This window comes from Pseudomonas sp. E45-MNA-CIBAN-0222, from assembly GCF_040310405.1.
GTDB lineage: Bacteria > Pseudomonadota > Gammaproteobacteria > Pseudomonadales > Pseudomonadaceae > Stutzerimonas > Stutzerimonas stutzeri_AC.
In genome coordinates this window covers 358,096-377,253 of sequence record NZ_JBEOPU010000002.1, presented here as the reverse complement: position 1 = coordinate 377,253, position 19,158 = coordinate 358,096, and the positions used below count along the sequence as shown (strand labels likewise).

Genomic DNA, 19,158 nt, shown 5'->3' with positions numbered 1-19,158 from the left:
TCCTCGGACACGAATGAAAAAAGCCGCCCTGCAAGGCGGCTTTTTCGTTTTCGGCCAAGGCCGCTTATAGCGAATCGCCCGCTGCCAGGCTGACACGCGTTCCGGCGCTGCCCTGAACGATTGCTTCGATATCACCAAGCGAGCCGATCACCGCGACCTTGCCGGTGTTGCGAGCGAACTCGCAGGCTGCTTGTACCTTCGGGCCCATGGAGCCCGCAGCGAAGCCCAGGCGCTCCAGTTCGTCGGGATGCGCTTCATGGATGCGGCGCTGCTCTGGTGTTCCCCAGTTCAGATAGGCGCCGTCGACGTCAGTGGCGATCACCAGCAGGTCTGCGCTCAGCTGTTCGGCCAACAGAGCCGAGCACAGATCCTTGTCGATCACTGCCTCCACGCCTTGCAGCCGACCGTTCTGGTCATACACGGTAGGGATTCCTCCGCCACCGGCGCAGATCACTACGCTGCCTTTCTCCAGCAGCCAGCTGATCGGTCGGATCTCGAAAATGCGCTTCGGCCTTGGGCTCGGCACCACGCGGCGAAAACGGTCTCCGTCGGCGGCAATGCTCCAGCCTTTTTCCTTGGCCAGCTGCTCAGCCTCTTCGCGGCTGTAGACTGGTCCGATCGGTTTGGTGGGCTTTTGGAAGGCCGGGTCGGCGGCATCTACCTCCACCTGCGTCAGCAAGGTGGCGAAGGGCACCTCGAACGGGAGGAGGTTGCCCAGCTCCTGCTCGATGATGTAGCCGATCATGCCCTCGGTTTCCGCACCCAGCACATCCAAGGGGTAGGTGGGAACATCCTTGTAGGCCGCTCCCTGCAATGCCAGCAGTCCGACTTGCGGGCCGTTCCCGTGGGCCACCACCAGTTCGTTGCCCGGCGCGATCCGTGCAATCTGGGTGCACGCAATCCTCACATTCTCGCGCTGGTTCTCCGCGCTTAAAGGCTCCCCTCTGCGAAGCAGGGCATTACCGCCCAGTGCGACTACGATACGCATGTGTGTTCCTCCAAAGTGCGCCCGCGGTGCGGGCGCTAGGTGGATCAGATGTCGGCGAGGGTGGATACCAGGATCGCCTTGATGGTGTGCATGCGATTTTCGGCCTGTTCGAAGGCTATGCAGGCAGGCGACTCGAATACCTCTTCGGTAACCTCGATACCGTTGGCCAGATGCGGATAGCGCGCGGCAATCTCCTTGCCGACCTTGGTTTCGCTGTTGTGAAAGGCCGGCAGGCAGTGCATGAACTTTGCCCGTGGATTGCCGGTGGCCTGCATCAGCGAAGGGTTCACCTGATAGGGCAGCAACTGCTCGATACGCTCGGCCCAGGCCTCAACCGGCTCACCCATGGATACCCATACGTCGGTGTGGACGAAATCGACGCCCTGGACTGCGGCCTTTGGATCCTCAGTGAGCATTAGTCGCGCACCGCTTTGCTCGGCGAACTCGTTGCACGCCTTGACGTGCTCTTCGCTTGGCCACAGCGCCCGCGGCGCCGCGATGCGCACATCCATACCCAGCTTGGCACCGATCAGCAGCAGTGAATTGCCCATGTTGTTTCGCGCGTCGCCCAGGTAGGCGTAGCTGATCTGATGCAGCGGCTTGTCACTGTGCTCGCGCATGGTCATGACGTCGGCGATCATCTGGGTCGGGTGATATTCGTCGGTCAGGCCGTTGTAGACCGGTACGCCAGCGTAGCGGGCGAGCTCTTCGACGATCTCCTGCTTGAAGCCGCGATATTCGATGGCGTCGTACATGCGGCCGAGCACCCGGGCCGTGTCCTTCATGCTCTCCTTGTGGCCAATTTGCGAGGAGTTGGGGTCGATATAGGTAACGTTGGCGCCCTGATCGTAGGCGGCCACCTCGAACGCGCAGCGAGTGCGGGTCGAGGTTTTCTCGAAGATCAGCGCGATGTTCTTGCCCTTGAGGTGCTGGCGCTCAGTGCCGGTGTATTTGGCGCGCTTGAGGTCGCGGGACAGGTCAAGCAGATAGCGCAGCTCGCGCTCGCTGTGGTGCATGAGGCTTAGCAGGCTGCGGTTATGAATGTTGAAAGCCATGATGAAGATCCTCTTTACGCGGACGTGCCGGCCGGAGACCGGCACGTTGATCCGAGATCAATAGTCGAGAGCGTCGCGAATGATCGGGCAGGTCATGCAGTGGCCGCCGCCACGGCCACGGCCCAGTTCGCTGGCACTGATGGTGATTACCTCGACACCGGCCTTGCGCAGTTGGGTATTGGTGAAGGTGTTGCGGTCATAGCCGATCACGACGCCGGGTTCGAGGGCTACAACGTTGTTGCCGTCGTCCCACTGCTCGCGCTCGACCTCGTAGCTGTCGCCGCCTGTCTCCACCACCCGTAGCGCGGGAAGGCCCAATGCTTCGGCGACCACCTGCAGGAAGCTCGCGCCCTCGCGGCGCAGGTCGATACCGCCCGGTTTGCTCTCGTCGGGACGCAGGCTGAACGGCACGATGCCATTCACCACCTCGGGGTAGATCGTCACCAGGTCGCGGTCGCAGAAGCTGAACACGGTATCCAGATGCATCGCTGAGCGAGACCGTGGAAGGCCTGCAACGATCACCCGCTGGGCGGCGCCATGATTGAACAGCGACTGTGCCAACTGACCGATGGCCTGGCGGGAGGTGCGCTCGCCCATACCGATGAGCACCACCCCATTGCCGATTGGCATCACGTCGCCGCCTTCCAGGGTAGCCAGGCCGTGGTCGAGCTCGGGGTCGCCATACCAGACCTTGAAGTCTTTGCCGGCGAACTCGGGGTGGAAACGATAGATCGCTGTGGTGAGCAGCGTCTCCTGACGCCGTGCCGTCCAATGCATGGGGTTTAGCGAGACGCCGCCGTATATCCAGCAGCTGGTATCACGGGTGAAGATCGTGTTGGGCAGTGGCGGCAGGATGAAGCTCGAGTGCCCGAGATAGTCACGAAACATGCTGACGATTTCGCCGCTCTGGGTACCAGGCAGGTCACTGCCAGCTACGCCGCCAATCAGGTATTCAGCCAGTCGTCGCGGCTGTTGCTCCTCGAGCCAACTGCGAACCTCGTTTTGCAGGCCGATGCCAACCTGGTTGGGCGTGATCTTGCGGTCGAGAATCCACTTCAATGCTTCTGGATTGGCCACTGTTTCGGTCAGCAGGTTGTGCATTTCCAGGACTTCGACGCCGCGTTCTCGCATCTTCGTGACGAAGTCGAAGTGGTCACGCTTGGCCTGGTTCACCCACAGCACATCGTCAAACAGCAGCTCGTCACAGTTGGTTGGGGTCAAGCGCTGATGGGCCAGGCCCGGCGAGCAGACCATTACCTTGCGCAGCTTTCCAGCTTCGGAATGGACGCCCAGCTTTGGTGTTTGCGGGGTCATGTCTGTACTCCTTGCAGTCTTCGCACCTGTGGGTGCTTAGTGGCTCGCCACCGCTTTTGGCGGTGGGCGAGGGTTGCCGGAACTTGCTTCCGGTGGTCAGAGAGAGAGGAATCCTTCGTACAGCCCGTAGGCGGCGATCGCCGCACCGATCAGTACTGCGGCGAAAATCAGTTTCTCCAGCGAGGTGAACACCGGCTGCCCGAGTTCGCGTTTGGCCTTGGCGAACAACAGGGCACCTGGGGCGTAGAGCAGTGCGGACAGCAATACGTACTGGATGCCACCGGCATAGACCAGCCATACCGCATATAGCGTTGCGATCACGGCTGTGAGCAGGTCCTTGCGCCGCTCACCGGGTGCACTCTCGTAGCCTTCGCCACGCACACCGAGTAGCAGTGCATAGGCAGCCGACCAGAAATAGGGCACCAGGATCATCGAGGTGGCTAGGTACAGCAGGCTAAGGTAGGTCGAGGCGCTGAATAGCGTGATGATCAGGAACAGCTGGATCAGCCCGTTGGAGAGCCACAGCGCGTTGGCCGGAACGTGATTGGCATTCTCCTTGCGCAGGAAGCGGGGCATGGTGTCATCGCGCGCGCTGGCGAAGAGGATCTCGGCACAGAGCAGAGTCCAGGACAGCAGAGCACCGGCCAGTGAAACCACCAATCCGACGCTGATCAGGATTGCGCCCCAGCGCCCTACCACTTGTTCCAGAACGCCAGCCATGGATGGGTTCTTCAGGCCGGCCAGCTCGGCCTGGCTCATGATGCCCATCGACAGGACGTTCACCAACACAAGCAGTGCAAGCACGCCGATGAATCCGATCACCGTGGCTTTACCGACGTCGCTGCGTCGCTCGGCACGTGCCGAATAGACGCTGGCGCCCTCGATGCCGATGAACACCCACACTGTCACCAGCATCATGTTGCGCACCTGCTCCATGACGCTGCCAAGCTCAATGTTGCCGCGTCCCCAGAAGTCGGCGGTGAACACTTCCAGGCGAAACGCTACGGCGGTGATGACGATAAAGAGCAACAGAGGCACGATCTTGGCGATGGTGCTGATCAGGTTGATGAACGCGGCCTGCTGGATGCCGCGTAGAACCAGCAGGTGTACGCCCCACAGGACCAGCGAGGCGCCGATCACCGCTGGCAAGGTATTGCCCTCTCCGAATATCGGGAAGAAATAGCCGAGCGTACTAAAGAGTAGGACGAAGTAGCTGACGTTGCCGATCCAGGCGCTGATCCAGTAACCCCAGGCGGACGAAAAGCCCATGTAGTCGCCAAAGCCCGCCTTGGCGTAGGCATAGACACCGGCATCGAGTTCCGGCTTGCGGTTGGCCAGGGTCTGGAAGACGAAGGCCAGGCTGAGCATACCGACCGCGGTAATTGCCCAGCCGATCAGGATTGCACCGGCGCTGGCACTAGCTGCCATGTTCTGCGGCAGGGAAAAGATCCCGCCGCCGATCATCGATCCCACTACTAGTGCAACCAGTGCGCTGAGTTTCAGTTGTTTCGAGGCCGTGGCCATGGTTCTGCCTCCTTTGCAAATCAGAGCAGCTGAGGCCATTAAATGCCTGCCTGTGACGGTGTGATGACCAGCGTCAAGAGAACCAGGGTAATGGAGTGCAACGATCACACTGTCTGATGGGGCCCGTGCTAGACAGCCCGGCGCCAAAACACGTGCGCGTCGAAAATGGACCTGAAGGGAGGGTTATGCAGTGTTCAGATCCGGTCATGCAGTGGTCAGTCGGCCCGCGTCGAAGGCCTTTTCCGGTTATCACCTCGTTCTCGACTATCACGTCGAGGGCGCGGAGCGGAAACCGGAGTGGGCATGCTTTCATTTGCACGGCACGGTCGATCGGACGCCGATCGACGAGCTGTTTCGCCTGCATCGGGACGTAGCCTGCAATTTCCTGCAGCGTGTTCGTCAATCCCTGCGCAAGCAGGGTGCAGCTCTGCACTCGGACGTCCTGTTCGCCTTTCATGCCGACTATGATCCTATGTTCAAGGATCTGCGCCAGCAGCTGCATTGCGAGCCTGGCGAGCCGATTGATCTTGACCGCTTTTTGCGTGAAGGCTGAACGGCGCTAGTTGCGATCGGCGATTACACCGACGAGGAAGAAGATCAGCAGCAGTACTGGGGCCAGGCTGTAGTTGTTCAGATGGGCCAGGCCCTGGGTCATCCACGGCGTCAGGAAAACGATGGCCAGGCCGTAGCCCACCGCGCAGACCAGTACGAAGATCAGTGTGCGGAAAAAGAAGTTAAGGCTGCTGACAGCGCCCTTTACCCAGGTATTGATTGCCGGGCCGAAGAGGACGAAGAGTGTGGCCATGAGCGCCAGTGAAATATCGGAAAGGTGGCTGCGGCTCCAGCGCGACAGTGTAACGATCAGGTCGAGTAGCAAATCCATCCGGTGTCCTTAAGGCAGGAAGCTCTGTAGCAGGTCGTTGAGAAACAATTGGCCCTTGGCCGTCGCCACCAAGCGAGAGGGATCGGGTGACAGCAAGCCGCGGGCCTCGGCAACACGGCGGGGCTCGGCAAGCATGTCCAGGGCCAATCCGGTGCGCTGAGTGAACAGCATGGCCGGTACGCCGTCGGTGAGGCGCAGCACATTCATCAGGAATTCGAAGGGTAATTCATCGGTAGTGAGCTGCTTTTCGCCGGCGCGAAAGGCTTTGGCCCGATCGAGGTAGTCCTTTGGCAGGCGGGTTTTCCAGCTGCGCAGGATGCGTCCGTCGGTGTGGCTGAGCTTGGCATGGGCGCCGGCGCCGACGCCGAGGAAATCGCCGAAGGTCCAGTAGTTCAGGTTGTGATGGGCCTGGCGCCCGGGCTTGGCATAGGCCGAGGTTTCGTACTGGTGGTAGCCGTGCTCGGCGAGCAGCGTCTGGCCGGCTTCCTGGATGTCCCAGAGGATGTCATCTTCAGGTAGCTGCGGCGGCTGGCTCCAGAACACCGTGTTCGGCTCCAGGGTCAACTGATACCAGGACACATGCGTCGGTTGCTGCGCGATGGCGATGCGCAGGTCGCTCAGCGCATCCTCCAGGCTCTGATCCGGCAGGCCGTGCATGAGGTCGAGATTGAAGTTGTCGAACCCTGCGTCGCGCGCCATATCGGCTGCGCGAATCGCTTCATCGCCGTCGTGAATGCGCCCGAGCGCCTTGAGCTTGGACGCCTGGAAGCTCTGTACGCCAATGGAAAGTCGGTTGATGCCGAGCTGGCGATAGTCGCGGAACTTGGCCTGCTCGAATGTCCCTGGATTGGCCTCCAAGGTGATTTCGATGTCGTCTGCAAAGCCAACCAGCCTTTCCAAGCCTTCGACAATGGCTGCCAGCGCCTTGGCGGAAAACAGGCTAGGTGTGCCGCCGCCGAAGAAGATCGAGCTCAGCCGGCGACCCTGGACATGCTCGAGGTCATCGCGAAGATCCGCCAGCAGCGAGGCGACATAGGCCTCCTCGGGCAGCTCGGGGCCGGCCGCATGGGAATTGAAGTCGCAATACGGGCACTTGCGCACGCACCAGGGGATATGGACGTAGGCCGCCAGCGGTGGAAGTTCGAAGCGATTCCGGCCGGATGCAGGCACAGGGCTTGCGGCGTTCATATCCCCAGCCGCTGCTTGAGCAGGGCCATGGCGCGTGCACGGTGGCTGAGCTGGTTCTTCCGCGCTGCCGGCAGCTCGGCACTGGAGCATTCGCATTCCGGTACCCAGAACAGCGGGTCGTAGCCGAAGCCGTGCTCGCCGCGCGGAGCATGCAGGATGCGACCGTGCCAGAGGCCTTCGCAGATGATCGGCAGCGGATCCTCAGCGTGGCGTACCAAAGCCAGAGCACAGACGAACTGCGCGCCACGTTCGGCATCTGGAACGTCACGCAGAACATCCAGCAGCTTGGCATTGTTGGCGGCATCGCCCTGGCCGTCGGCATAGCGTGCCGAGTAGATCCCCGGTGCGCCGCCAAGGGTATCGACGGCCAGGCCGGAGTCGTCAGCGAGCGCCGGCAGACCGGACAGTCGGGCTGCATTGCGCGCCTTGAGAATGGCGTTCTCGATGAACGACAGACCGGTTTCCTCCGGCTCGATATCGCTGAACTCGGCGATCGAGCGCACGCGTACGGTGTCGCCGAGCATTGCCTGTAGCTCTTTGAGCTTGCCGGCGTTATGACTGGCCAGCACCAGTTCAGGGAAAGGCATCATCGGTCGGGGTAGAACTCCTGGCTGAAGTCAAAGCTGAACGGGTCACCGCCAGCTGGTTTCACGGTAAGGCTGAAGCGCAGGGTTTCCTGCGAGTCGAATGGGAATTGCGCCAGATAATAGAGCGCCTCTTCGCCTTCCTTGAGCTGCTTGAAGGTCAGTGAGCGATCCTGCCCGAGCAGGTTCCTCACCTGCCCGCTTACCTGCGCCGCCACAGGCTTGCCGCCTTTTAGCACCGAGATGTTGATCACGCCCTGAGTCTTGCTGCGCGTCAGGCCCGCTGCCGCGGCGATATCGGGCTGTAGAAACCCGGAGTTGAAGGCGATGTAGTGGATGTCGTAGTCGCCGACGCTGTGCTTGCGCTCCGCCAGTGCGGGCAGCGTAAGCAGGGCGGCCAGCAGGCCGATGAGAACTTGTTTCATATGTTTTCCTCCAGCGTTGAACCGCTCAGCGGGAAGGTCCCGTGACACGGTAGATGCCGATTTCACCCAGCAGATTTGGCCATGCTCGACTGGCCCAGCCGTGCCTGTGGTCTCGGTCAACGGCAAGGCGCTCGAGCACCCTGGCACCGCTTTCCTGGCATAGCCGCTCGAAATCCTCGAATGTGCAGAAGTGAATATTCGGCGTGTTGTACCAAGTGTAGGGGAGGAACTCGGATACGGGCATGCGGCCTTTGCTCGCAAGGTACCAGCGGCAGCGCCAATGGCCGAAGTTGGGGAAGGTGATAATGCACTGCCGACCGACGCGCAGCATTTCCTTCATCAGCTTGTCGGGATAGTGCACGGCCTGCAGCGCCTGGGTCATGACCACCATGTCGAAGCTATCGCTGGCGAAGTTGCCCAGACCCAGATCGAGGTTCTGCTCGATGACATTGACGCCCTTGTCGATGCAGGCGGCAATGTTGTCCGGATCGATTTCCAGGCCGTAGCCGCTGACCTGCTTGTGATCGCGCAGCCAGGCCAGCAGCTCACCATTGCCGCAGCCGAGGTCGAGTACTCGGCTGCCGGCCGGAATCCACTCTTGGATGATGTCCAGATCGGCGCGCATCTTCGTTCCTTATACGGCTATGCGGTTCATGTAACCGCGGAAGGCTTGCAGGTAGCGTGGGTTGGGGATCAGAAAGGCGTCGTGGCCTTGTGGCGCGTCGATCTCCAGGTAACAGACGTCCTTGCGCGCGGCGAGCAGCGCGTCGACGATTTCCCGCGAGCGCTCTGGTGAAAAGCGCCAGTCGGTGGTGAAGGACATGACGCAAAAGCGCGCCTGGGCGACCTCGAAGGTCTTGGCCAGATCGTCGTCGTTGGCCGCGGCCGGGTCGAAATAATCCAGCGCCTTGGTCATCAGCAGATAGGTATTGGCGTCGAAACGCCCGGAAAACTCCTCGCCCTGATAGCGCAGGTAGCTCTCGACCTGAAATTCCACGCTGTTGAAGTCGTAGTTGAGCTTCTCGCTCTTCAATCCGCGGCCGAACTTGGTGCCCATGGCATCATCGGATAGGTAGGTGATGTGGCCGACCATGCGCGCCAGCATCAGGCCGCGCTTGGGAATCACGCCCATCTCCTGGAAATGGCCGCCGTGGAATTCCGGGTCGGACAGGATGGCCTGGCGCGCGACTTCGTTGAAGGCGATGTTCTGTGCCGACAGCCTGGGCGCCGAGGCGATGGCCAGGCAATGGCGTACTCGCTCAGGGTAGCTGATGGTCCATTGCAAGGCCTGCATGCCGCCCAGGCTGCCGCCTATCACCGCTGCCCATTGGGCGATGCCAAGGCAGTCGGCCAGAAGTGCCTGACTGTGCACCCAGTCTTCCACTGTCACCACTGGGAAGTCTGCACCATAGGGCTTGCCGCTGGCCGGGTTGGTGCTGCTCGGGCCGGTCGAACCATTGCAGCCGCCCAGGTTGTTCAGGCTGACGACGAAGAAATGATCGGTATCGATGGCCTTGCCCGGGCCTATGCAGGAATCCCACCAGCCGGGTTTGCGGTCGTCCATGCTGTGGTAGCCGGCGGCATGATGGTGGCCGGAAAGTGCATGGCAGATGAGCACGGCATTGCTGCGCGCGGCGTTCAGCTCGCCATAGGTTTCATAGATCAGCTGGTAATCAGCTAGCGTACGGCCGCAGGCGAGTGTCAGTGGTTCGGCAAAATGCGCGACCTGCGGAATCACCAGGCCAACGGAATCGGCGGGAATGGCAGTGGGCATCGACCCTGGCTCTTGCTTGAAGAAGGCGGCAAAGTCTAAAGGTATGCGCGTTGCAATTCATCCTGAAATGCAACGCGAGGAAGGCTCTTGCCAATTCGTCGGTAGCGTCGAGCGAATTGGCCGCAGGCGTTAGCTGATCTGTGCGCTGGCCAAGCTGACCACTTTTTCCTGCCGCCGCATCGGCGCTGGCCGTCGCAAAGCGCGCAGCATCTCCGCGGCCTGTGCCAGTTGCAGCTCCAGCTCGCCGCTGTAGCGAGTCAGCAGTTGCCCGCGCTGGCTATTTTGCTGGCTTTCCGTGGCCAGGCTCTTGAGCCGCAGGATGTGCGTCTCCAGCTGCTGCTTGTGCTCCAGGGAGTACTGCAGCAGTGGCGTCAGCGCATCCCCCGCCCATTGTTCGGCTTCCAGGCGCAGACGCTGATGCAAGCCGATGACTTCCTGCACCAGCGTGGAGAAGAAGCGCCGGGTCAGCGTGCGTTGTTCGGTAAGCAAGGTCTTGAGCTGCAGACGAAATTGGTCAGCCTTGTTCTGCAACGCTCGCAGCTCACGCTGATAAGGCTGCAGTTGGAACGTTGGTGGGTCGATACCGTGCAACGGGTTCTCTTCGTTGTGTCGGCGGTAGATCGCCGCAACCATCTTGTTGGCGCGTTCGGCCTCCTGCTCGAGGATACCCAGATCCTGTTCCACCGAGCGGAAGAAGTGCAGGATCGCCAGGTTGATGCCCAGCGTCGTCAAGCTTCCGGTAAGGCTGCGACGTAGTCGGGTCAGGTGCTCTTCGAGGCGCTCGGCGCGTATCGCTGCACGCAACAGTTCGCCTTGGCGTTGCAGTAGTCGCTGGTTGGTCTTCAGGTCGAGCAGGCGCTTATGGTGGCAGTTATGGTCGTGACGCGTGCGAGCGGTAAGCTCAAGCAGCATCTGCCCGTTACCCTGCTGATGGTTGGCCAGCATGTCACGCTGTTCGATGACCTTTTCCTGGCGCAGCTTGAGTGCATGCTGACTGTTCTGCACCATTGCCAGCACCTGGTGCACCACTTGATCTTCGAGCAGGCGTTCTTTCTGCGCCAGGATGCGCTGGCTGAGCAACTGTTCCAACTGATCCAGCTGGCTGCGTTCGAGCAGCGCGTGGTCGCCGCGAATCTTTGCCATCAGCGCCTGCTTTGCCGACAGCGGCAACACGTCTGCGCAGTCGATGCCCAGCTGCTGCGCAGTAGTGGCGCGGATCTCATCGATCGCTCGCTGCACGAAGACTTCGCCGGCCACATCGTCCCAGAGTACGTCGATCTTGTTCAGTACAGCGAACAGGCTGGCCTGGGTGTCCTCGTCGAGCTGGCGGATGTGCTGCTGCCAGATCTCCATGTCGCTGGCGGTCACGCCAGTGTCGGCTGACAGCAGGAAAACGATCGCCTGCGCATTGGGCAGCATCGACAGGGTCAGTTCCGGCTCGCTACCCAGCGCGTTCAGCCCTGGCGTATCGAGGATGCGCAGGCCTTGACGCAGCAGCGGGTGGTCGAAGTTGACCATGGCGTGGCGCCAGGCAGGCACCAGCACGGTATTGGCATTGCCGGCACTTTCCAGGCTTGCGGGATCGAAGCCCAGCTGGATCGCCTGTTCCACCGGCAGCGCTTTGGTCAGCGCCACTTGGGCGAATGCTTCGGCCATGCCATCGGGATCATGCGGGTCGAGCGGCAGGTTCAGCCACAGCCGTGGTGTGCGCTTGAGCTGGGCAATGCTGGTGTCCTGCAGGCGCGATTCAATGGGTAACAGACGGATATAGGAGCGTTCCGAGCGCGGATCGAACAGCAGCTCGGTAGGGCACATGGTGGTACGTCCGGCGCGTGAAGGCAGGATGCGCTGGCCGTAGTTGGAAAAGAACAGACTGTTGATCAGCTCGGTTTTGCCGCGCGAGTACTCGCCGACGAACGCGAGGGTGATGTGATCGGTGCGCAGCACCCGCAGCGCCCTTTCCAGGCGGGCCTCAACGCCCTCGCTGCTGAGCCTGTTGTGCGCCAGCCAACTGCGGTAGCGGGTGATCTCACGAATCAGGTCGCGCTTCCAGGTGACGTAGGCGTCTACCTGTCGATCGAGTCGTTCCATGCTCATCCAACTCCTGGAAGTGTGATTCGGCGAATTATCGGATCCGCCGTTACGAGGTCAATTCATTCGAAGCCTGGTGTGACCGAGCGGGCAAGCTAGGAGCACGGACGGTTGTCGCCGGTTCGAAGTCGTGTCTATTACTCGTTCACATCCCGCGATCGAAGTGCGGGGTAGGATGGAAACAGCCGAGAAAAAGCAGTCTACGTGCTGGCAAGCGGCAAGCCGAGGCGCTTTACGCGCCAAGGTGCCGCGATGGCAAGAAACCGTGAACGACGTCTCAGATCAACATGCGCAGAATATTCGGCATATGGGTCATGGTGGCCAGGTTGTTGACCACCAGCATGTCCAGCAGCTTGATCGCGAGAAAGGCGAATATCGGTGAGATATCCAGCCCGCCCAGGTTCGGGAGCAAGCGGCGCAAGGGCGCCAGTACCGGCTCGCAGAGCTGACCGACCAGCTGAGCCCCAGGATTCTGACTACCGGGCGCCACCCAGGACAGGATGACGCTGATGATCAGTGCCCAGAAGAAGATGTTCAGAAACAGCCCGATGATGCCGATTACCGCCCAGATCAGCAGCAGCAGGGGATTGCCGACAGTGCCGTAGGCAATCAACAGAATCAGCGCCATCAGCACCGTCTGTACGATCAGCGCAAGGAGCAGCGAGGATAGGTCCAGCGTGCCCATGCTCGGAATGATGCGACGCATCGGCCGCAGCAGCGGGTGAGTTGCCTTGACGATGAACTGGCTAAGCGGGTTGTAGAAGTCGGCGCGCACCAGTTGCAAGATGAAGCGCAGCAGCACGATAAGCAGATAGAGGCTGCCCAGCGTCTGAATGACCAGAATCAGGGCTTGCGAGAGTTGGGACATGAATGCTCCTTATTGACCCAGTTGTTCGGCCAGCTCGGCCGAGCGCTGCGCGGCGGCGTTCAACGCCTGTTGCACCAGCTGCTCGAAGCCACCGGCCTGGAAGGCTTTGATTGCCGCTTCGGTCGTTCCGTTCGGTGACGTGACGCGGCGGCGCAATTCGGCTGCATCGACATCGCCCTCACAGGCCATACGCGCTGCGCCGAGTGCAGTCTGCAGCGTCAGCTGTGCTGCGGTTTCCCTCGGCAGGCCGAGTTGCTCGCCAGCGGCGGTCATCGCTTCGATCAGGAGGAAGAAATAGGCTGGGCCGCTACCGGATACGGCCGTCACCGCATCGATCAGACGTTCCTCTTCGAGCCACAGGGCCATGCCTACGGCCGATAGCAGTTGTTCGGCCTGCTGCTTCTGCGTGTTGCTGACTTGTGCATTGGCGTACAGGCCGCTGACGCCCTGGCGCAGCAGTGACGGCGTATTGGGCATGCAGCGCACGATCGCCTGCGGGCGTGGGCCAAGCCAGCGCTGCAGGCTGTCGCAGCTGATGCCGGCAGCGATCGAGACGATCAGCGGAGCATGCTCCAGATGCGCGACGAGGTCGCGGCAGACTGCCTGCATGACCTGCGGCTTGACCGACAGCACCACTATATCGGCGCCGGCCAGTGCATCGGCGTTCTGTGCGAATGTCTGGATGCCGTGGTCGGCACTGATCTTCGCACGTTGTTCGGCACCTGGGTCGCTGGCGCGGATGGCATCTGCAGCGACGCCCTGGGCGCGCATTCCGCCGATCAGGCTGGCGGCCATGTTGCCAGCACCGATGAAGGCGATGCGGGGAGAGTTCATAGCGTTTCCTTTATTGGGGGCGACCGTAGTCACGGGCGCCGAACAGTGCGGTGCCAATACGCACCCAGGTCGCGCCTTCGGCAATCGCAGCTTCGAGATCCTGGCTCATACCCATCGACAGGGTATCGAGTTCCAGTGGCAACTCGTCGCGTAACGTTCGCAGGCGGGCAAAAGCTGCGCGCTGCTCGGCCGGGTCGTCACTGGGGGCGGGAATGCACATCAGACCACGCAAGTGCAGGCGAGGCATTGCGGCGACAGCCTGTGCCAAGTGGTTAAGTTCCTCAGGCGCGCAGCCGGATTTGCTTGCTTCGCCACTGACATTCACCTGCAGGCAGATGTTCAGTGGCGGCAGCTCGGCTGGACGCTGATCGGACAGGCGTTGGGCAATCTTCAGGCGGTCCACCGAGTGCACCCAGTCGAAGTGCTCGGCGATGGGCTTGGTCTTGTTCGACTGGATCGGGCCGATGAAGTGCCAGACCAGCGGCAGGTCCGTCAGATCGGCTTGTTTGTCCAGAGCTTCCTGCAGATAGTTTTCGCCGAAATCGCGCGCTCCGGCAGCGAAAGCGTCCCGAATGGCGGAGGCTGGCTGGGTCTTGCTCACCGCCAAAAGCCCGACCTTGGCGGGATCACGATCCACAGCTTGCGCCGCCTCACGGATGCGTGTTCCGACCTTTGCAATATTCTTCTCTATCGTGGACATTACTTGCGCCCGCCGCCTTAGGGTCTGCGCGGCATTCTACCTGCTTGCTTGTAATTGGGGAGTCCCATGGATATCACAGAACTGCTGGCCTTCAGCGCCAAGCAGGGTGCGTCGGATTTGCACCTTTCCGCCGGCCTGCCGCCGATGATCCGCGTCGATGGCGACGTGCGGCGAATCAACCTGCCGGCCATGGACCACAAGCAGGTGCATGCGCTGATCTACGACATCATGAACGACAAGCAGCGCAAGGATTTCGAGGAGTTTCTCGAGACTGACTTCTCGTTCGAAGTACCTGGCGTGGCGCGCTTCCGGGTCAACGCCTTCAACCAGAATCGGGGCGCCGGTGCGGTGTTCCGAACCATTCCCTCGAAAGTGCTGACCATGGAAGATCTCGGCATGGGCGAGGTGTTTCGCAAGATCACCGACGTACCTCGGGGCTTGGTGCTGGTTACCGGGCCGACCGGTTCGGGCAAGTCGACCACCCTGGCGGCAATGCTCGATTATCTGAACAACACAAAGTACCACCACATTCTGACCATCGAAGACCCGATCGAATTCGTCCACGAGTCGAAGAAGTGCCTGGTCAACCAGCGCGAGGTCCATCGCGACACCCTGGGCTTCTCCGAGGCGCTGCGTTCGGCACTGCGTGAAGACCCGGACATCATCCTGGTGGGCGAAATGCGTGACCTGGAAACCATCCGCCTGGCGCTGACCGCTGCGGAAACCGGTCACCTGGTATTTGGCACCCTGCACACCACATCGGCCGCCAAGACCATCGACCGCGTGGTCGACGTGTTCCCGGCCGAAGAGAAGTCCATGGTTCGCTCGATGCTCTCCGAGTCGTTGCAGGCGGTAGTCTCCCAAACGCTGCTGAAAAAGGTAGGCGGCGGCCGCGTGGCAGCCCACGAGATCATGATCGGTACGCCGGCGATCCGTAACCTGATTCGCGAGGACAAGGTGGCGCAGATGTATTCCTCGATTCAGACCGGTGGTTCGCTGGGCATGCAGACGCTCGATTCGTGCCTCAAGGGTCTGCTCGCCAAGGGGCTGATCTCGAGGGACAGCGCCAAGGAGAAGGCCAAGCAGCCGGAAAACTTCTAAGAGCCTGCTCAGCAGATCGCGAAAAGGCTCTGAAACACCCCGGGCGCCGCTCGTTGCGGCGCTTGCCACGATTGCGAGTACGACGATGGAATTCGAGAAACTTCTGCGCCTGATGGTTGAAAAGGGCGGCTCCGATCTGTTCATTACGGCCGGCGTGCCACCTTCAATGAAGGTCAACGGCAAGATCATGCCGGTTAGCAAGACAGCGATGTCCCCGGAGATGACCCGGGAAACCGTGCATGGCGTGATGAACGAGCAGCAGCGCCGCGAGTTCACCGAGAATCACGAGTGCAACTTCGCCATCAGTGCTCGTGGTATCGGCCGCTTCCGTGTCAGCGCCTTTTACCAGCGCAACCTCGCCGGAATGGTGTTGCGGCGCATCGAGACCAACATTCCCACTATCGATGAGCTCAAGCTGCCGGACGTCCTCAAGAAGCTGTCGATGACCAAACGCGGACTGGTGCTGTTCGTTGGCGCCACCGGTACCGGCAAGTCGACTTCATTGGCTTCGATGATTGGCTACCGCAACAAGAATTCCAGCGGGCACATCATTTCTATCGAGGACCCGATCGAATTCATCCACCAGCACCAGAATTGCATCGTCACCCAGCGCGAAGTCGGTATCGATACCAGCTCGTTCGAGGTAGCACTGAAGAACACCCTGCGCCAGGCGCCAGACGTGATCCTCATCGGTGAGATTCGTACCCGCGAAACCATGGACTACGCCGTGGCGTTCGCCGAAACCGGTCACCTGTGCCTGGCGACGCTGCACGCCAACAACGCCAACCAGGCGCTGGATCGCATCATTAACTTCTTCCCGCCTGATCGGCATAACCAGGTGTGGATGGATCTGTCCCTCAACCTCAAGGCCATCGTCGCCCAGCAGCTGGTGCCGACCCCTGACGGCAAGGGCCGTCGTGCGGTCATCGAGGTGCTGATCAATACGCCGTTGGCGGCCGATCTGATTCGCAAGGGCGAGGTGCATGAACTCAAGTCGCTGATGAAGCGCTCGACCGAATTGGGCATGCAGACCTTCGATCAGGCGCTATACAACCTCTATGTGCAGGGTGAAATCACCTACGAAGACGCGCTTTTGCATGCCGACTCGGCCAACGACCTGCGCCTGCTGATCAAGCTGGGTTCGGAAACCGATGGTGAGCATCTGACCAGCGTGTCGCAAGGCCTGAGTCTGGAGGTCAGCGACGAGGATCCAGGCCGCCGCTTCCGCTAATCGGCCTGTCTCGGCTCTCGGCCGATGCGCTTTCCGCTTCTGGCAGCGACGCGTTCGGCCTGGCCATCACACTGCGCGCCGGCCCGTGCGCGGCTCATCAGCTGCGGTATCAGCATGCCCTCGGGGAGGTTTTTCCAGAAGCGCACGGGCAGGTTGCTCTCCAGCACGCTACGGTTCAGGCGGGCCGGGTTAAACGTGCTTTCGTAATACGTCTTCCATAACTCGCCGCCAGGGTCCGCTGCGTTCTGCGCCAACTGCCGCCACTGTGGTGGGCAGGGTTGGGTGTAGTACATCTCCCGACCATCCCAGCAAACACCTTCTTCCGGCGTCGCAATCAGCCAGCTGTTGCCTCCCATCCGTTCGGCGAAATGCCCTGCCGCCCAAGGCAGTACGTCGTGCGCGGGCTCGAACCAGGCGACGTGCTGCGGTCCATCATTGGTCTGCAGTGGGCTGAAGCGAAGAAAGGCATGCAGATGATGGGCTTCACGGCGGACTGCCTTGATTCGCCCGTGCAGCTCGCTGCCGTCGACATCGCCTACCATTCTTGCGCTCGAGTCGCCTTGGGTGACGCGCCAGAGCACGCGATACAGCAGGCTCCAGCGATTGCCGACGCGATAGCGCGCAGCCATCTCCAGTTCGTCCAGCAGTTCTCTCGGGACGCGAATCCGCTGTTCGCATTTCGGTGAAGGTGCAGGCGACGGATTGTCGAACAGTCCCGTTGATTCATCGCCGCTGACCCAGTTCACTTCATGTGGCGAGACATGGTTCTGCAGCAGCGCGCGAGCGCGACTTCGCCACTCCTGGAAGCTTCCATCGAAGCGCACCGTGACCATTACCAGAGCGCCAGTTGCGCGGGCGTGTCGCGCAGATGCTGGTGCAGCATGGCCGACTCCTGTCCTGCCAGGCTTGGCCGGTAGTCCTGAGTGATGACGAAGGGTTTGGCTTTTTCGAGCGAGCAGCGCAGGCGGGTCAGATCCTCGAAGCGGATGCGCTTCTGCCGGCGCAGATCCACCAAGCGTTTGGCGCTGAGCATGCCGATCCCGGGAATGCGGGCGATCATCGCCGGTTCGGCGCGATTGAGGTCCACTGGAAACTGGTCGCGATGGGCCAGCGCCCAGGCCAGCTTCGGATCGATATCCAGCGCGAGGTTGCCCGGCCCGCTGAGCAGTTCGCCGGCCCTGAAGCCGTAACCGCGCATGAGGAAGTCGGCCTGATACAGGCGGTGCTCGCGCATCAGCGGTGGTGCCGCGAAAGGGACGGTGTTGGGACTGTGGGGGATCGGGCTGAAGGCCGAGTAGTAGACACGGCGCAGCCGATAGCTGCCGTACAGCGACTGGGCGGTATGCAGGATGGTGCTGTCGTCGGTGTTGTCGGCGCCAACGATCATCTGCGTGCTCTGACCAGCGGGTGCGAAGCGCGGCGCCCGCTTCTCCGCGCTGGCCTCCGTTTCGCCCTGGTGAATAGTGTGCATGGCCTGTTTGATGGTCACCACCTGCTTTTCCGGTGCCAGGCGGATCAGGCTGGCTTCGGTTGGTAGCTCGATGTTCACGCTGAGCCGGTCGGCGTAGCGACCGGCTTCGGCGATCAGCTGTGGGTCGGCGTCGGGAATGGTCTTGAGGTGGATGTAACCGCGAAATTCGTGCTCCTCACGCAGCAGCTTGGCGACCCGCACCAGCTGTTCCATGGTGTAGTCCGCCGAGCGGATGATGCCGGAGCTGAGAAACAGACCGCTGATGCAATTGCGTCGGTAAAAGTCGAGCGTCAGGCTGACCACTTCTTCCGGCGTGAAGCGCGCCCGCGGCACATCGCTGGAGCGGCGATTGACGCAGTATTGGCAGTCGTACAGGCAGAAGTTGGTCAGCAGGATCTTCAGCAGCGCGACACAGCGCCCATCCGGCGTGAAGCTGTGGCAGATGCCCATGCCACTGGTGGCGCCGAGTCCGCTCTTGCCCTTTGAGCTGCGCGTCGGCGCGCCGCTGCTGGCGCAGGAAACATCGTACTTGGCGGCGTCGGCGAGCACGCTGAGTTTGTCGATCAATTGCATGGTGGCGACCGGGATACTGTTTGCATATACAGTATCATGACCGCGCATGCCGGCAACGTCCGTCTGGCGGGGCGGTTCATGCGCATTATCGGATAAGCTGGACGTCACTCATCAATTGCACATCGAGGTTCGGATGCAGCAGAACACCCATAGCACGCTGATCGGCTATCTCCTGTGGATATTCGGTTTTCTCGGGTCCCACCGTTTCTACTACGGCAAACCCATCACCGGCACCATCTGGTTCTTCACCCTCGGCCTGTTCTTCGTCGGCTGGATCATCGACCTGTTTCTGATTCCATCGATGGATCGTGAAGCGGACATGCGCTTTCAGCCGGGACCCATCGACTACACGGTCGGCTGGATACTGCTGACCTTCCTCGGTGTGTTCGGCGTGCACCGCATGTATCAGGGCAAGTGGATCACGGGGATCCTTTACCTGTTCACTGGCGGCTTGTTCTTCATCGGGGTGCTCTACGACTTCTGGACGCTGAACTCGCAGATATCCGAGCGCAACCTCGCGCGAAGCTGAGCAGGGGCAGGAGTTTGGGGCGAGC

The 19,158-nt window shown here is 61.2% G+C and carries 20 protein-coding genes; 4 read left to right on the top strand and 16 right to left on the bottom strand.

Going from position 1 to position 19,158, the window contains the following annotated elements:
• Positions 1–64: 64 nt before the first annotated feature.
• From arcC to arcD, 4 genes are all read right to left on the bottom strand, one after another.
• Positions 65–988 (bottom strand): carbamate kinase, encoded by a 924-nt coding sequence (gene arcC / locus AAEZ08_RS04745; protein ID WP_482694591.1) that lies wholly within the window; start codon positions 986–988, stop codon positions 65–67.
• A 44-nt stretch (positions 989–1,032) separates the two neighbouring features.
• Positions 1,033–2,043, bottom strand: coding sequence for an ornithine carbamoyltransferase (locus AAEZ08_RS04740; RefSeq protein WP_003282758.1), 1,011 nt, complete (start codon positions 2,041–2,043; stop codon positions 1,033–1,035).
• 57 nt (positions 2,044–2,100) lie between these two features.
• Positions 2,101–3,357, bottom strand: coding sequence for an arginine deiminase (arcA, locus tag AAEZ08_RS04735; RefSeq protein WP_500123811.1), 1,257 nt, complete (start codon positions 3,355–3,357; stop codon positions 2,101–2,103).
• Between the two features lie 96 nt (positions 3,358–3,453).
• A complete protein-coding gene (gene arcD / locus AAEZ08_RS04730) occupies positions 3,454–4,881 on the bottom strand; it encodes an arginine-ornithine antiporter (protein ID WP_500123810.1) in 1,428 nt (475 codons plus the stop codon).
• Between the two features lie 190 nt (positions 4,882–5,071).
• Here arcD and AAEZ08_RS04725 point away from each other — a divergent pair, with 190 nt between their 5' ends.
• Positions 5,072–5,434: a DUF5064 family protein gene (locus AAEZ08_RS04725; protein ID WP_102819951.1), complete on the top strand. Its 363-nt coding sequence runs from the start codon at positions 5,072–5,074 to the stop codon at positions 5,432–5,434.
• Between the two features lie 6 nt (positions 5,435–5,440).
• Here the strand turns inward: AAEZ08_RS04725 and AAEZ08_RS04720 are convergent, their stop codons facing one another.
• From AAEZ08_RS04720 to AAEZ08_RS04675, 10 genes are all read right to left on the bottom strand, one after another.
• Positions 5,441–5,764 (bottom strand): DUF3392 domain-containing protein, encoded by a 324-nt coding sequence (locus AAEZ08_RS04720; RefSeq protein ID WP_003282754.1) that lies wholly within the window; start codon positions 5,762–5,764, stop codon positions 5,441–5,443.
• Positions 5,765–5,773: 9 nt separating this feature from the next.
• The gene (gene hemW, locus AAEZ08_RS04715) at positions 5,774–6,952 is read right to left on the bottom strand and encodes a radical SAM family heme chaperone HemW (RefSeq protein ID WP_500123809.1); all 1,179 of its coding nucleotides are present in this window, start codon (positions 6,950–6,952) and stop codon (positions 5,774–5,776) included.
• The gene (gene rdgB / locus AAEZ08_RS04710; RefSeq protein WP_483031460.1) at positions 6,949–7,542 is read right to left on the bottom strand and encodes an RdgB/HAM1 family non-canonical purine NTP pyrophosphatase; all 594 of its coding nucleotides are present in this window, start codon (positions 7,540–7,542) and stop codon (positions 6,949–6,951) included. Before rdgB ends, hemW begins: the two co-directional genes overlap by 4 nt.
• A complete protein-coding gene (locus AAEZ08_RS04705; protein WP_003282751.1) occupies positions 7,539–7,961 on the bottom strand; it encodes a DUF4426 domain-containing protein in 423 nt (140 codons plus the stop codon). Before AAEZ08_RS04705 ends, rdgB begins: the two co-directional genes overlap by 4 nt.
• Positions 7,962–7,986: 25 nt before the next feature.
• Positions 7,987–8,586: a methionine biosynthesis protein MetW gene (metW, locus tag AAEZ08_RS04700; protein ID WP_003282750.1), complete on the bottom strand. Its 600-nt coding sequence runs from the start codon at positions 8,584–8,586 to the stop codon at positions 7,987–7,989.
• Positions 8,587–8,595: 9 nt separating this feature from the next.
• Complete coding sequence (gene metX / locus AAEZ08_RS04695) at positions 8,596–9,735, bottom strand: homoserine O-succinyltransferase MetX (protein WP_500123808.1); 1,140 nt, start codon at positions 9,733–9,735, stop codon at positions 8,596–8,598.
• Positions 9,736–9,864: 129 nt separating this feature from the next.
• The gene (locus AAEZ08_RS04690) at positions 9,865–11,832 is read right to left on the bottom strand and encodes a dynamin family protein (RefSeq protein ID WP_500123807.1); all 1,968 of its coding nucleotides are present in this window, start codon (positions 11,830–11,832) and stop codon (positions 9,865–9,867) included.
• A gap of 271 nt (positions 11,833–12,103) precedes the next feature.
• Positions 12,104–12,694, bottom strand: coding sequence for a YggT family protein (locus AAEZ08_RS04685; RefSeq protein WP_003282747.1), 591 nt, complete (start codon positions 12,692–12,694; stop codon positions 12,104–12,106).
• Between the two features lie 9 nt (positions 12,695–12,703).
• Complete coding sequence (gene proC, locus AAEZ08_RS04680) at positions 12,704–13,528, bottom strand: pyrroline-5-carboxylate reductase (RefSeq protein ID WP_003282745.1); 825 nt, start codon at positions 13,526–13,528, stop codon at positions 12,704–12,706.
• Between the two features lie 10 nt (positions 13,529–13,538).
• The gene (locus AAEZ08_RS04675) at positions 13,539–14,228 is read right to left on the bottom strand and encodes a YggS family pyridoxal phosphate-dependent enzyme (RefSeq protein WP_181065994.1); all 690 of its coding nucleotides are present in this window, start codon (positions 14,226–14,228) and stop codon (positions 13,539–13,541) included.
• A 66-nt stretch (positions 14,229–14,294) separates the two neighbouring features.
• On the opposite strand from AAEZ08_RS04675, the gene pilT reads away from it, so the two are divergent.
• A complete protein-coding gene (pilT, locus tag AAEZ08_RS04670; protein ID WP_003282742.1) occupies positions 14,295–15,329 on the top strand; it encodes a type IV pilus twitching motility protein PilT in 1,035 nt (344 codons plus the stop codon).
• Positions 15,330–15,414: 85 nt separating this feature from the next.
• Positions 15,415–16,560, top strand: a complete 1,146-nt coding sequence (locus AAEZ08_RS04665) for a PilT/PilU family type 4a pilus ATPase (protein WP_058064262.1) — start codon at positions 15,415–15,417, stop codon at positions 16,558–16,560.
• Here the strand turns inward: AAEZ08_RS04665 and AAEZ08_RS04660 are convergent.
• On the bottom strand, positions 16,557–17,393 hold the full coding sequence (locus AAEZ08_RS04660) for a TIGR03915 family putative DNA repair protein (protein ID WP_427702220.1): 837 nt from the start codon (positions 17,391–17,393) through the stop codon (positions 16,557–16,559). The genes AAEZ08_RS04665 and AAEZ08_RS04660 overlap by 4 nt on opposite strands.
• Positions 17,393–18,604 (bottom strand): putative DNA modification/repair radical SAM protein, encoded by a 1,212-nt coding sequence (locus AAEZ08_RS04655; RefSeq protein ID WP_102820038.1) that lies wholly within the window; start codon positions 18,602–18,604, stop codon positions 17,393–17,395. Before AAEZ08_RS04655 ends, AAEZ08_RS04660 begins: the two co-directional genes overlap by 1 nt.
• Before the next feature lie 133 nt (positions 18,605–18,737).
• Here AAEZ08_RS04655 and AAEZ08_RS04650 point away from each other — a divergent pair, with 133 nt between their 5' ends.
• Positions 18,738–19,133 carry an NINE protein gene (locus AAEZ08_RS04650; RefSeq protein ID WP_003282737.1) on the top strand — a complete coding sequence of 132 codons (396 nt, stop codon included), beginning with the start codon at positions 18,738–18,740 and terminating at the stop codon, positions 19,131–19,133.
• Positions 19,134–19,158: the final 25 nt, after the last annotated feature.

Coding starts and splice junctions, on each gene's coding strand:
- arcC (WP_482694591.1), bottom strand. CDS start 988: ATGCGTATCGTAGTCGCACTGGGCGGTAATGCCCTGCTTCGCAGAGGG.
- AAEZ08_RS04740 (WP_003282758.1), bottom strand. CDS start 2,043: ATGGCTTTCAACATTCATAACCGCAGCCTGCTAAGCCTCATGCACCAC.
- arcA (WP_500123811.1), bottom strand. CDS start 3,357: ATGACCCCGCAAACACCAAAGCTGGGCGTCCATTCCGAAGCTGGAAAG.
- arcD (WP_500123810.1), bottom strand. CDS start 4,881: ATGGCCACGGCCTCGAAACAACTGAAACTCAGCGCACTGGTTGCACTA.
- AAEZ08_RS04720 (WP_003282754.1), bottom strand. CDS start 5,764: ATGGATTTGCTACTCGACCTGATCGTTACACTGTCGCGCTGGAGCCGC.
- hemW (WP_500123809.1), bottom strand. CDS start 6,952: ATGAACGCCGCAAGCCCTGTGCCTGCATCCGGCCGGAATCGCTTCGAA.
- rdgB (WP_483031460.1), bottom strand. CDS start 7,542: ATGATGCCTTTCCCTGAACTGGTGCTGGCCAGTCATAACGCCGGCAAG.
- AAEZ08_RS04705 (WP_003282751.1), bottom strand. CDS start 7,961: ATGAAACAAGTTCTCATCGGCCTGCTGGCCGCCCTGCTTACGCTGCCC.
- metW (WP_003282750.1), bottom strand. CDS start 8,586: ATGCGCGCCGATCTGGACATCATCCAAGAGTGGATTCCGGCCGGCAGC.
- metX (WP_500123808.1), bottom strand. CDS start 9,735: ATGCCCACTGCCATTCCCGCCGATTCCGTTGGCCTGGTGATTCCGCAG.
- AAEZ08_RS04690 (WP_500123807.1), bottom strand. CDS start 11,832: ATGAGCATGGAACGACTCGATCGACAGGTAGACGCCTACGTCACCTGG.
- AAEZ08_RS04685 (WP_003282747.1), bottom strand. CDS start 12,694: ATGTCCCAACTCTCGCAAGCCCTGATTCTGGTCATTCAGACGCTGGGC.
- proC (WP_003282745.1), bottom strand. CDS start 13,528: ATGAACTCTCCCCGCATCGCCTTCATCGGTGCTGGCAACATGGCCGCC.
- AAEZ08_RS04675 (WP_181065994.1), bottom strand. CDS start 14,228: ATGTCCACGATAGAGAAGAATATTGCAAAGGTCGGAACACGCATCCGT.
- pilT (WP_003282742.1), top strand. CDS start 14,295: ATGGATATCACAGAACTGCTGGCCTTCAGCGCCAAGCAGGGTGCGTCG.
- AAEZ08_RS04665 (WP_058064262.1), top strand. CDS start 15,415: ATGGAATTCGAGAAACTTCTGCGCCTGATGGTTGAAAAGGGCGGCTCC.
- AAEZ08_RS04660 (WP_427702220.1), bottom strand. CDS start 17,393: ATGGTCACGGTGCGCTTCGATGGAAGCTTCCAGGAGTGGCGAAGTCGC.
- AAEZ08_RS04655 (WP_102820038.1), bottom strand. CDS start 18,604: ATGCAATTGATCGACAAACTCAGCGTGCTCGCCGACGCCGCCAAGTAC.
- AAEZ08_RS04650 (WP_003282737.1), top strand. CDS start 18,738: ATGCAGCAGAACACCCATAGCACGCTGATCGGCTATCTCCTGTGGATA.